General features: G+C 63.5%; 5 protein-coding genes. 1 reads left to right on the forward strand and 4 read right to left on the reverse strand.

The window, feature by feature from the left end:
* Positions 1 to 39 precede the first annotated feature (39 nt).
* Together J8C01_RS07085 and J8C01_RS07090 are read right to left on the reverse strand one after the other, a co-directional pair.
* On the reverse strand, positions 40 to 7,605 hold the full coding sequence (locus J8C01_RS07085; RefSeq protein WP_211431464.1) for a tetratricopeptide repeat protein: 7,566 nt from the start codon (positions 7,603 to 7,605) through the stop codon (positions 40 to 42).
* Positions 7,606 to 7,787: 182 nt separating this feature from the next.
* The gene (locus J8C01_RS07090; RefSeq protein WP_211431465.1) at positions 7,788 to 9,473 is read right to left on the reverse strand and encodes an aspartyl protease family protein; all 1,686 of its coding nucleotides are present in this window, start codon (positions 9,471 to 9,473) and stop codon (positions 7,788 to 7,790) included.
* Positions 9,474 to 9,876: 403 nt separating this feature from the next.
* On the opposite strand from J8C01_RS07090, the gene J8C01_RS07095 reads away from it, so the two are divergent.
* On the forward strand, positions 9,877 to 10,776 hold the full coding sequence (locus J8C01_RS07095) for a zinc ribbon domain-containing protein (protein ID WP_211431466.1): 900 nt from the start codon (positions 9,877 to 9,879) through the stop codon (positions 10,774 to 10,776).
* A 30-nt stretch (positions 10,777 to 10,806) separates the two neighbouring features.
* Here J8C01_RS07095 and J8C01_RS07100 read toward each other — a convergent pair whose 3' ends face one another.
* Together J8C01_RS07100 and J8C01_RS07105 are read right to left on the reverse strand one after the other, a co-directional pair.
* Positions 10,807 to 11,469, reverse strand: coding sequence for a cation transporter (locus J8C01_RS07100; RefSeq protein WP_211431467.1), 663 nt, complete (start codon positions 11,467 to 11,469; stop codon positions 10,807 to 10,809).
* Between the two features lie 21 nt (positions 11,470 to 11,490).
* Positions 11,491 to 12,615 carry an ArsA family ATPase gene (locus J8C01_RS07105; protein ID WP_014099951.1) on the reverse strand — a complete coding sequence of 375 codons (1,125 nt, stop codon included), beginning with the start codon at positions 12,613 to 12,615 and terminating at the stop codon, positions 11,491 to 11,493.
* Between the last annotated feature and the right edge of the window lie 47 nt (positions 12,616 to 12,662).

Here is a 12,662-nt window from a genome sequence, read left to right on the forward strand (position 1 = left end):
CGGTTTCGAGCAGGCCGGTTCAGGAGCAAAGCCTGCTGGCTACAAACCTTCACCGACCACATCGGTAAAGTTCAACTCACTGGTTGGCGTCAAGCCAAACAGGTTCTTCCGCGCCGGTTGCTGCTCAAGACGCCGGCGCACTTCGGCCAAAAGCTGTCTGGCTTCATCTGTGGCGGCCGGTGAACTGGCGGCCAGCGCGAGCAAAGCCTGGGCAAACGTCATCGCCAGTTCCTCATCCTGCTGCGCCAGTGCTGCCGCCGCCAGACGGGACAACAACTGCCGCTGTGCAGCAAGCCGCTGGTCAGCAGCCTCCCGGCTGGCCGATGTGTACGCTGCCGCCGGCCAGGAACCCACCGGCTGCTCATAGACCAAACCGGCGGCCGGCAGGCCGGCGGAAGGCTTTGGCGGGACAAACTGCACATTGCGCGCCAGCGCCAGCGCCATTCCGGTCTGGTTGGCCGCCAGTGCTGCCCGAATGACCTGCTCCCGATCAGATGAGGCCCCTTCGCGCAGGGCCTGCACGTAGGCCGGGATGGCCTGCCCTGGCCGGTTCGTCCGTTCCAGAAATTGCCCGTAGGCTTCCCGCGCGCCCGTGGCGTATGGCATTTGCGCCGCCTGCTCAAAGGTTTTCTGGGCCTCGGTCGTACGCCCCAGCGCGTCCTGCAACACAGCCAGGCAGGTCAGACTTTCCGCATCAGAGGACGCGCGGGCTTTACCCAACAGCGCCTCACCGACTGCCGGCTGCTGAAGCACCATGGCGGCCAGTTGCTGAAGTCCGCGCTGCCGTTCCTCCGCCTTCAACCGGCGGTCCTGAGCGAGTTCATAGAGTTGCGTCGCGGCTGCTCCCAGATCGCCCGTGCGCGCCAGCAGCCGCGCCATTTCAATCCGGTTTTCGGCATCTCCCGGAAGCAGCCGGTAAAGACGCTCACGCCACTTCAGGGCCGGCGCATAAGCTCCATACCTGGCTGCCAGCGCCGCCGCCTCGGCCAGTACCTGCGGTTCGGGACGGCGCTCAACCAGCCGGGTGAGCTGCCGCAGCGCCGCCTCGGTCTGCCGCCGCATCAACTGGGCTTCGATGTAGCCCAACGCAACCCCCAGGCTGTCATCCCGGGCCATCTGCAACTGGTAGCAGGTTTCCAGAAACGCCGTGGCTTCCTCCGCCTTGCCTTCGTTCAGCAGCAGGTAGCAGGCATGTTGCGCCCGCTGAATGGCTCTCGTGTCGTTCGGCGCATCCGGCGTGGCCGCAGCCGGAGCGGCGACAAACGCTTTCAGACGTTCGACGGCCGCCGCCGTGCGCCCACTGCGTATAGCCACTGCCGCCTGTGCCATGACGAGCCACTCCGGTTCGACCGCGACCGTCTCCGGCTCGGAAATGTACAGGTCAGGGGGCGCCTCTTCCCGCATCCGGCCGAACAGCGTCTGGCGCAGTGCAACCATGTCGCGCAGCTCCCGCTCCGCTTCGGCGTAGGCTTTTGAAGCCACCAGCGCCGTTGCCCAGGCCCGCTGTACCTTGGATAGTGCACCGGCAAGGGTGTCGCCACCGGGGACATCGTCGCTGTACAGGTCATAGTCGCCACGGGCATAGGCCGTGATGATCTGGTTGGCCAGGCGCTCACTGGTCAGGCGGTACAGCGGCAGCCGCGTCCGTTCCGGCAGGGCCTCGGTCAGGGTCAACTGCAAGCCAAGGCGGATGTCATCCGGGACCGCTGCCAGAACCCGTACCAGCGCCGGCACGATCAGCGACTCCCGGCCGGACTGACTGCGGGCCAGCGTGCAAAGCAGCGTCACCAGCGGTTCATAGGTGTCCTCATTGGCGCGCTCCCGCAGCCGGGCAACAAGGTAGGCTTCCACCGGCGGCAGAGCTTCGTTGAGCAGGTCGTACCGGGCCAGCACTGAGAGAAACGTCAGGTGGGCGGCAAGCTGGTTGCGTCGTCCGGCGAGCATCCGCCGCCACGTCCCCAGGGCGGCTGTCCGGTTGCCCATTTCATAGAGAGCAGCGCCTTCAGCCGCGATGGCTTCCGGGTCTTCCGGGGCCAGTTCACGCGCCAGCCGCGCATGCTCCAGGGCTTCGGGATAGCGTTTGCGCGCACACAGAAAATACGCCAGTGCCGTCTGCGCTGATGCCGAACGGGGAGAAGCTTCTGTTTCGGCCACCAGGAAGCGCAGGGCATCCGCCGCCCGCGAGTCATCCAGAGTCAGCCAGACGCCGTAGTTGCGCGCCGTGCGAAACCAGTCTTCCCCGGTGAGTTCGCGTGCCGGGTCCGGCTTGCGGTTGGCCTGCTCGCCTATCGGCCGGATACCCAGCACCTGCCGGTACAGGTTTTCGACCTCCGGCGACCGGTTTCGGAAGTAGAGTTCAAGTTGCGCCAGCCGCGCCTGCTGCCAGGCAACCGGCTGTCCGGCGTTCTCAATGGCCAGCCTTGCCAGTTCCTTCTCGCGCACATGGACGAGAAAGTTGATGAGCTGAAGCTGATAGGGCGAGTAGCTGGCAGCCAGTTTCCGCATGGTTTGCCGATCGCCCTGCTGGTGCAGCAGCTCCAGCAGCCGCATCACGAGCGGATTTTCTTCCGTGACAAGCGCACCGGTACGTTGCCGGTAATACTGCTCCAGTACCGTCCGCTCGGCCGCCACATCCCCAACGTTGCGGCAGAAGTCAGCCTTGGCGGCCGTGAAGTCGAAGGCCCCGGGAAAGCGGGCACGGGCTTCCTCAGCCGTCAGCAGCGCAAGCGCCGCCTTGGTGTCCAGACGGGATTCATAGAAGGACAGCAGCGCCCGCAGTGCATTGACGTAGTTAGGGTCTTCCGCCGACTGCTGTGCCGCGTAGGCGGCATCCTTGCGCCGCAGCAGCGCCTGCTCCGTCGCCCGGTACAAGCCCAGATTGGCGGTGATGCTGGCCAGACGCTCAAACTCGGCCGACCCGACAACAGCCCGCGTCAGGCGTTGCGTCAGCGCCTCATCCAGTTGGGCAAGCTGGGCCGCCGTGGCATAGCCGCGGATGACCTGGGGGAAACGTGACGGCCGCACCGTGTAGTCGAGCAGCCCGCGTTCACGCTGGACAACTGCATTCTGCGGGGCCTTGGCCAGAGCAGCCTCAAGGGCTTCGAGCCGGCCGAGCGCTGCCACGGCCGATTCACGGTACAGAATGGTCTGCAACCACGCGACCACGGCATCCTCATCGAACGTTTCCGTCGGCGGCGACTTCATGACGCGCGCAAAGCCCTCGTCATAAAAGCTGCCGCCCTCGGCAACGGCGCCGGCCGTCAGCAGGGTTTTTCCGGCGGCAAAATACACCTGCGCCGACAACTGTTTCCGCCTGGCAAAGGACTCCCGCAGCGCCGCGATGGCGCGTTCGGTCTGGCCCTGTTCGAGATACACCTCGGCCGTCGCGGCTGCCCAGCGCGGGTTTTGCGGCTCCAGCTCGGCTGCCCGTTTGAGCGTGGCCAGAGCTTCGTCGTAACGCCCCGCCTGGCGATAAAGCGCCGCCAGGGTACTCCTGAAATCACCCCGCTGCGGCTCGTTGACAATGGCCCTGGCATACTGTTCCGCCGCGCCGCCCAGATTGCCCTGAAACCGGTAGATTTCCGCCAGAACGACATTCCAGCGGTAGTTGCGGTCGGCCTTGGCAGCCAGTTCGGTGTAGTAGCGCGTCATCCGCTCCAGCAGGTTCTGCTGCTCGGCATACCGCAGGGCCACCTGCAACCGGGACGAGTCTTCCGGCTCGCGGTTGATGAGTTCGATGTGCTGGTCAACGGCTTCCTGATGTCGGCCAAGGCGCGTCAACACTTCGATGTAGCCTTTCCGCAGCTCGAACTCATCGGCCCCGGCGGCCAGGTTGGCCAGCCCCTGCTGGTACAACGCGGCCAGATCGGCATCGCGTTTGGCGTCTGCCAGAAGCCGGGCCAGTTCGGTGAAGGCTTCCGTATCCGTGGGATTGGCGGCATACCATTCGCGCAGCGTCGTCTCGGCCGCCGCCACCTGCCCGCTTTCGCGCTGCCGTCGCGCCAACTGGAGCGTCAGACTTCGCCGGTAGTCGCCGGTGGCGATCTGGCGCGATGCCTGGGCCAGTGTCACCGCCTTGTCCACAGCCCCCAGCCGCCCGTAAAAGCGTCCCACTTCCTGCACGACACCCAGATTGGTGCGGTAGTCGCGCGCCAGACCGTCCAGCGTCTGGAGCGCCTCCCCACGCTGGTTGTGGGCTTCAAAAAAGGTTGCCAGTTGCAACCGGTACTTGATGTTTTCACGCTCGTCCCGCGCCAGGGCGACGAGACGTTCCAGCACTTTCCGCTCATCGGCCGCGCGCCCGGCAGCGCGAAACTCATCCCGGACGGCCTCCAGAAACGGAATTTCCAGCCGTCGCGCGGCCTCACGCGCCAGCAGATCAAGTGCGGCATCCCGCCGTTCGGCCCGCTTGAGATAGTCGGCATAGCCGAGAATGAGTTCCGGCGTGTTCTGTTTCGCCAGACGCGCCTGAAAGGCGGCTTCGATGGCGGCCACTCCGTCCTTGCGGCGGGAAAGCACAACCAGCCGCTCGATGGCCGATTCCCGTTCGGCGCCGCCGCCAACCGCAGCCATGTACTCCGCCAGCGCCCGCTCGCGCTGCTGCCGCTCCTCATAGAGCGCGCCAAGCTGGTAGGCATAGAGGGTGTCATCGCCGACCCGCTGGCGCAGGGTTTGCAGTGTTCGGATGGCGTCATCGTAGCGGTAATAGTCCCAGTAGAGCGTCGCCAGTTCCAGGTAGGCTTCAGGATCACCGGGTGCGCGTCGGACAATGTTTTCCCAGTGTGCGGCGGCCCCTTCCCAGTCTCCGGCCTCGGCCCGCACTTCCCCGGCCAGTGTCAGAAAGCGGTTTTCAGCCGGATAGACCCTGGCGAGTGCCGCCCATTGCTGAGCGGCTTCGTCCCGCGCGCCAGGGCGCGTCGCAGCCAGCGAGCGCAGCAGCGTGGCCAGTCGCTCCGCGTAGTAAACCTCTCCCGGATAGCGCGTCACGAGTTCACGGTAGGCGTCAACCGCTTCCTCATGACGCGAAAGCCAGAGCGCAGCATCGGCGGCAAACTGCCGGTGACTGGCGTCATTCTGTGCCCTGGCTTTGGCATAACTGGTCACCAGGCGGTTCTTCTCGGAAAGATAGGCCAGATAGGCGCTGCGCAGCGTCGGGTCGGCAAAGTAATACTGGGCAGCCAGACGTTCCCACTCGGCCAGGCGGTTCGTTGCCCGGTAGTATTTCAGCAGTCCGCGCACAAAAAACAGGTTCGTGGGAAAGCGGTCGTGCGCCATGCGGAAGAGTTGCAGGTACAGCCGGGCGTCATTGTTGCCCTCTTCGAGCTGCACATCCTCAAAAAACGCCTGCAAATAGGCGGCCAGGTCTTCGTCGTCGAGTGCTGCTGAAAGCTGTTTCGAGTACTGGGCAAAGGCCGCCTGACGGTCATTGCGGATGAACCACCGCGCCAGACGATGCCGCCAGGTGTTGTCGCCAAAACGTCGGACGGCCTCCTGATAAGCGCGAAGCTGCTCATCCACCAGACTTTGCTGCCCCAGCCAGCGCAGCAGCCGTTCGTACAGCCCTTCCTCACGCGGATGCTTTTTGATTTCACCGTACAGAAAGGCCAGGGTCGGGTTGAGGCGTGGCGGCTTGCCCGGCGATGGCTCGTCGGCAGGTTTCTGCGCCTCGGTCGCAAAACTGGCAATGACCCGCTCCAGCACCGAAGCATAAGTGACGGTTTCTTTCGGCTCGACTGACCGCCCCAGGTAGTCGGTCTGGTAGTCATAGTCCTCAAAATCTCGGAACTCATCCGAATCGTCGGTGTCGGTCAGGTCGTGGATGCGATAGGCCGACGACGAAGCCACATCTCCCTGTCCCGGTGTGTCCGTTGGGACAAACACCCACCGGCGCGTGGAAACCGGCATCAGCGGCGCCCGCTCCGGTTTTCGTGCCGCAAGCCAGTCGAGCAGCGCGATCAGGCGTTTCCGTTCGGCATTGCGCCGTCCAAGGCGCGCTTCAGCCTCGGCGACCCGCAACGTCACATCGGGAAAGGTCGGCGCGTCTGGAAAGGCACGCAGGAAATCCTCGCCCAGCCGCACGACGGTCTCGTGTTCACCCATGGCGGCAAAGGCTTCAAGCAGTTTGGTGTGAAGTGGCAGCAGCCGCCCGGAACGGGGATACTCAGACTGAAGCGCCGTGAAGAACCGATAGGCCAGCGCCCGGTTGAAGTAGGCCGTTGCCGAACGGTTCGCGCGGGCATACTCGCGGGGAATGTTGTTGCCGGCCAGAATGAGTGACAGGACGCCATTGAGAAACCCGGCTCCCTGGTCAACCTGGGCAATGTCGGCGTACAGGGACAAATCCCCGGCGCTCAGGGTCGTCCCGACTTCGTTGGCGTCGAGCAGGGCGGCCACGAGTTTGGCCAGCGTCGCCTCCCGCTCCGGCGAGCCGGGATTGGCACCGCCCATGGCGTACAGGGAATAGAGAAACCGCGCCGCCAGATCATACTGCCCGATGTTGAGACACATAGCCGCCGCGCGGTCGAGTTCCTCACGCGGCCAGCCGGTCTTCTCGCGGCGTTTTTCGAGCGTGGTCAGGGTCTGTGCGGCTGCGGACAGGTTGCCTTCGTAGGCCAGCACATTGAACAGTCGCGCTGCCGTCCCAAAATCGGACGCCCCCTGACGAAAACGCTCCTGGAGCTGGCGGCGGTAGGTGCGATAGCGCCCGTACTGGCGCAACCGTTCATACCAGTCGCTGACGACTGCCCGCGGCCAGAGCGGATCGAATGCCTGGTCATAGACGGCTACCGCCGCGTCCCGCTGCCCGCGTCTGTCGTAAATGCGCGCCCGCAACTGAAGGAAAAAACGCCTCTCGTCCGGGTACTTCGGCTGCCACATATCCAGCGCGCGCAGGGCTTCATCCGCTTTGTCATCCGCCACCAGCCGTTCAAGGTAACGCTTCAGAAAGGTGATGTCTTCGGGATGCCGTTCGATGAGCTGCCGATACCAGTCGGCCACATCCACACCGGTCAGAGCGCGTTTTTGAACCAGCTCAGAGACGCGGTCGGCAACGGCCCGGCGCTCAGCCGCCGAAGGCGTCAGCAGGGCCAGCCGTTGGAGCGTGCGGACTTCTTCATTGTAAAGCCCGCGTCCGTGGTAAAAGGCTGCCAACCGCCGCAGACCATCCGTGCCTTCCGGCCGCAGGTTGGCATAGCGCGTCATGAGTTGCAGCGCCTTGGGGATGTTGCCCAATCGCTCATTGAGAAAAGCGCCATAGCGCAACAGCCGGACATCGGCCGGATACCTGGCCTGCAAGGCGGTGATGGCGGCTTCGGCTTCAGCAAACGTCCGGGGGACGAGCGTGGGAACGCCCAGGAAGGTTTCCGTTGCATAGAGGGCATCCCGCAGTTCGGCTGGCGTCGCCCGCGTGGCATCCGTCGCCGGCGGCGCCGATGGTTGGGATGGCTTTGCGGTCGGCGTCCCGGCCGGGGATTTCGGACGCGGCCGGTTCTGGGCCCCAACCATCCACCACGCAACGGGCATCACCACCAGCCCCGCCGCAAGAATGACGAACAGAAAGAGAAAAAACCGCTGCCTGGCGGGTTGGGCGGAGCGCGAGCCATCCATACGCGAATCCTCTGTCGGAGTGAACTTGGTGCTGTGTTACTGCCGGGCCGCGAGGAGTGAACCACAGGACTTGTACGCCATTGTTACTGAAATCACTCAAGACAGGCAAAAGAAAGGCGGCACGCCCTCCGGCGCACCGCCCTTGGGAGACCTTCCCCTGATGATGAACGGAAGGCAGGTGTTCAGTGGGTTGGCGTCGTGCCGCCGGCTGTCGGCTGCGCCTCGATCTGGCGTCTGACGATGCCGTTTGGAGACGGTGTGAAGGCAATCTGCTGCTGCCGGAAATCAATCTCGATGCGGCAGTGGCTCAGGAAGTCGCCCCCCAGGATGCCGCTCTGTTCAAAGCCCGATGACTCATTGAGACGGCGCATGTCAATGACCGGCAAACGGAGATCATGGCGCACAAGGTCATAAATCCGCATGACACCAATTGCCAGAACCGGCACTTTTTCGGACGCCCCGGCCGCGCCGACGATCCGCACACACTGATCGGGAAGAATCTTGGACTGCCAGTTGTGCCGCTCGACAACGGACTGGTCCACGACTGAGGCGCTGGCACCCGAGTCGAAGATGAAGTTGAGGATGTGGCCATCATCGAGCTGGGTTTCGATGCTGATGAGACCGCTTTCCGTCAGGCGGAAAGGCAGGCGGGTCGCGCCATCACCTGCCGGAGCCGGCTGGGACTTGGGCGCTGCATCGCGTGGAGTGTAACGCAAACCCAGAACCCGCTGAGGATAGTCAAGGGTCAGGACAAAATCGGCAAGCGTTGACAGTCCCAGAAAGCCGTCCACCTTGGCGCCGTGGCTGTTCAGGCTCTGAATGTCACGGAGATAGACCGGCACGGTTTCAATCTTGATCGGGCCCAGTTCAAGCGACTTCAGGACGCCATAGACGATAGGAAATGTCCCGCTCCCGCCCACGGCCCGGGCCTGTCCTCCGGCGGCCACCGGGCGGATACCGAGTTTGGCGGCAGCATCGTTGGAAAGCACACAGGAACTGGCCCCGGTGTCGAGAACGAAGTTGAACGGGCCCTTGCCGTTGATCCGCACGTTGATGTGCGGCCGCCGCCCGTGGAGTTCAAAGGGAATGAGGGCATCGGCGCGTTCCTGGACGACATTGATGCGTGACGTTCCAAGGTAGGTGTAAAAACGAATCACCCCTTCGATTCGCTCACGCCGCTCGGCATCCGTGCGTGGGGCAAGCCGCAGGAAGTTCCGCAGGGAGTCGGCTGCAAGGTGAAAATTCTCCAGCCGGGAGGCAATCCGCGCCGCCAGCAGGTGATAGTCCGGCTCTTCCGGGCTTTCACTGATGGCGGCCGTGATGAGTTGTGCCGCCAGGGAGAGCTGATTCTCATAACAGGCCAACTCGGCAATCCCAGCCATGGCGATGGCATTGTTGCGCTTGAGCGCGAGCGCCTGCTTGAGGGCATCAAAACCATCCCGAAAGTAACCGGAACGCAGGAGCGCCACACCTGAAATGGCCAGGGCTTCGTCATGTTTCGTGGGCGGCGCAAGCAACGGGCGTACCACATCGTAGGCTTCCGCATGGTGCCGGGTCTTGATGAGCAGCCAGGCCAGTCCGCAGCGCGCCGAAGCCAGTTCCGCATCAAGGGCCAGCGCCTGGCGGTACACGGCCTCAGCCGCCTCGAAGTCCCCGTTCCGCGCCAATTTGCGCCCCTGCTTCACGAGGTTGGCCGCCTGGCGACGCGCCTCGGAAGCCTCATCCCCCCCCAGGGCTGAAGGTGCAGCCCACGTCACCGTCCCCCAGTGCGTAACGCAAAACGTCAGGCACAGGACGGTTGTCCACCGTACCAGGCTTTCAAAAGCCATCGGCCGCCATAAACGGGTAGCGCGGAGCAAGCTTCCCATGAGAACCAACCTCCCTGAATGAGCAGATGAGACACAACCAAAATCCGCGCAAGCACGGGAACTGGGGGGCAGCCCGTTTGCACCATCACCGGGTTGCTGGAAACCTAAAGCCAAGCCGTCAGACCGAAACCCGCTCTGACCCAAAAAGGCGTTGCAACGTATGAAAAAGGAGTAAGCCGAACGATAAACAGTGTTTGTTTTGCGTGGGCAGGATTATAGGCTAACCCGCGCCGGTGTGCAAAAAGACGTGGTGCGGCCGTCACTCACCAGACATACCTGACGCCAAGCCCTTGGGAGCCAGCAGTACGTCTGAATTCCGATTTACCCTCACTGCCAGCGCGACTAGCATAGGAAACCATCCTTCTGTGTCTTGCTCTGAACGGACACCTGCCCAGCCTGAGCCATGAAGATCATCTGCCCCGAATGTCAAACTGAAGCGGCGCCGGGAATGAAGTTTTGCCGGAACTGCGGCGAAAAGCTCCCTGATCCACTCTCTTCTGCGCCGACCGTCGCTGGCACGGCCCTGCCACCACTGGACCAAGCAGGAACGGTTGAAAGTCCGGCGGTCGTACCGCCCAAACCACCCGAGGCGTTCAAAACGGTCGTCGGGCAGGCGGTCACACCGCCCAAGCCACCTGAAGCCTTCAAAACCGTGGCGGGGCCGGCTGTCACACTGCCGAAGCCATCTCCCGATGCCCTCAAAACTGTGAGGGGACAGGCCGTTCCGGCTGCCCCAGCCCTATCCCAACCCACATCGCCAGGCCCGGCGGACGCCGGGCAGGAACCGGCAGCCGACAGCGGCCGGCGCTTTGTGTACCTCATGCTGACGCTGGTGGCGCTGGGCTTTCTGGCCGGACTGGCGCTGTTTTTTGCCGTCTATGTCTTTGGCGAAAAACCCAGGCCAGCCGTCCCGGCAGCGCGTACCGGCACTGAGTTCCTCGATGCCTCCATCACCCGCATCGAGCTGTGCAGTTTTCGGGTGCTGCCGACCGAACCTGATGCCTTTGACTTTGAGGCAGCATCCAATGCCTTTCCGGCGGGTATCCGGGCAGTTGCTGTTCGCGTCAGTGGCCGCACCCGCCCTGATGGCGACTACCGTGTGGTCTGGCGTCGGCTGGAAACGGCCGCGCCGCTGATGGCCCAGTCCATTCAGTCCCTCACAGAGAACAAGCAGACGGTCCGGCTGCTGTATCAGCCGGACGGAATGCCCCTGCCTTCCGGGACTTACCTGGTCGAAATTCAGGATGGTGACCGGCCACTGGCCCGCGCCTATTTCACGATTGGTCTTCCGGCCAAACCGTAGGCCCTGGACGGCAACCGACCCTGCGGACGGTCATCCGGGTAAGCTGGTGGGCAGGTCCGTTGTTTGGGCAGGGGACGCTTTGGCCGTGATGCGGAGTTCGGCCAGCGCTGCCGAAAGCACCCGTACCGACGAAACGAGCAGCAGAAGCACCAGCCCGCTGGCCACCACGACATCTGGCCACGCCGCCCCTGTCAGCCACACCAGTGCGGCCGCCACCAGCACCGCCACATTCCCCGCCACATCGTTCCGGGAACAGGCCCAGACGGAACTCATGTTGATGTCTTCCTGGCGGTGCTGCCACAGAAGCCACAGGCAGGCGCCATTGGCGGCGAGTCCGAGCAGACTGAAGACGCCCATGACCTCAAACAACGGCACGCCCGGATGGAAGAGCCGGTGGACGATTTGCACCACAACCCCTGCGGCGGCGGCAAGGATGAGGCCGCCTTTGAACAGGGCGACGCGCGCCTTGGCGGCCCGGTCACGGGAAACCACGTAGAGGCTCAGTCCGTAGGTCAGCGCATCGCCCAGGTTGTCCAGGCTGTCCGCCAGCAGGGCCATCGAACGGCCATACCACGCCGCACCGACCATCACGCCAAACATGAGCGCGTTGATGCCGAGCGTCAGCCACAGCGTACGCCGTTGCCGCGCGGAACAGGGGTTGAACGCACCTTCGTCGTGGCAGCAGTTTCCCATATCAGCCTGTCTCCCGCACCGTCAGGCAAAGGTGATCGTCAGGGTATCGCCGCTGTAATCGGCGCCAACGGCTTCCTTGCTCCAGACTTCGGTTGGCAGCGGGATATTCCGCTTGAAATGACCAATTTCAAGCACAAGCTCACCGGCCCGGGTAACAAGGTCAAGGCGATCCAGCTCCAGGTTGGGAAGCCTGAGTTTGAGAACGTATTGACCATCGGTGGTGTTTTCCAGGGTCATCAGTGGCGCTGGCAATGCCCGCTCAAGTGGATCGCGCGTTTGGAAAAGATGTTCGGCCAGCGCCGTCAATGCTGGCAGCCCAATCGGCTCTTCGGTTTGGTCAGGGACTTCAACCACCGGCAACCCGGCAGACTTTTGCGCCAAGACATCCAATGCAGCTTTTTGGGCCGGCACTTCTTTGCGGACACGGTTGACGAAGATACTTTCCACCGGACATTCGTACAGGTGATGGTACGTCACCAGACGAAGGCCGTCCGTCACCGCCAGCCGTTCCGGGCGCGTCACCAGACGGTGCGAGGTCACTTCCGGGTTGGTGAGCGCCGCCCGCATTTCGCCTACCCGGCGGCTCACTTCCGGGAGCATGTCCATCGGATTCCGGCTGGGGAAAAGGGACTGCATCACGGGTGTCGCCACCAGCGCCAACCGCCGATACCAGGTCTCAATGCTCGAAAGTATCCACTTGAGACCTTCCGGGCCGGCCAACAGGGTCATCATCCCGGCCGTGGGCGGTGTATCCACCACCACGACCTCATACTGCCCTTCGCGGCTGGCCCGCCAGATTTCCGTCATCGCCGTCAGTTCTTCGAGCGCCGGGAACAGGAGCACTTCCTGCACATAAGCCGACTTGCCCGTGCCGATTCCGCGCAGAATGGTGGCCACGTAGTCCTGTACTTCGTGCCACTGGCTACGCAACTCGGCCAGGGCGCTGACTTCACGCGCCTCCAGGTTGGGAGCAACCGAAGTAGGTGTATGCCCAACCGTCGTGCCAAGTACATCGCTGAGGTTATGTCCGGCGTTGACGCTCATCAGGAGCGTTTTGTGCCCCCGGGCGGCACAGGCCACGGCCGTGGCGGCTGACAGCGTCGTTTTTCCAACGCCCCCTTTGCCAAAGTACGTCACAATCCGCATACACTCGGAACCTGCTTGTACGGTGAGCTTTTCGTCGCTGGCGGCAA

Origin of the sequence: Chloracidobacterium sp. D (genome assembly GCF_018304685.1) — a bacterium.
In the GTDB taxonomy this organism is placed as follows: Bacteria; Acidobacteriota; Blastocatellia; order Chloracidobacteriales; family Chloracidobacteriaceae; genus Chloracidobacterium; species Chloracidobacterium thermophilum.

Coding starts and splice junctions, on each gene's coding strand:
- J8C01_RS07085 (WP_211431464.1), bottom strand. CDS start 7,605: ATGGATGGCTCGCGCTCCGCCCAACCCGCCAGGCAGCGGTTTTTTCTC.
- J8C01_RS07090 (WP_211431465.1), bottom strand. CDS start 9,473: ATGGGAAGCTTGCTCCGCGCTACCCGTTTATGGCGGCCGATGGCTTTT.
- J8C01_RS07095 (WP_211431466.1), top strand. CDS start 9,877: ATGAAGATCATCTGCCCCGAATGTCAAACTGAAGCGGCGCCGGGAATG.
- J8C01_RS07100 (WP_211431467.1), bottom strand. CDS start 11,469: ATGGGAAACTGCTGCCACGACGAAGGTGCGTTCAACCCCTGTTCCGCG.
- J8C01_RS07105 (WP_014099951.1), bottom strand. CDS start 12,615: ATGCGGATTGTGACGTACTTTGGCAAAGGGGGCGTTGGAAAAACGACG.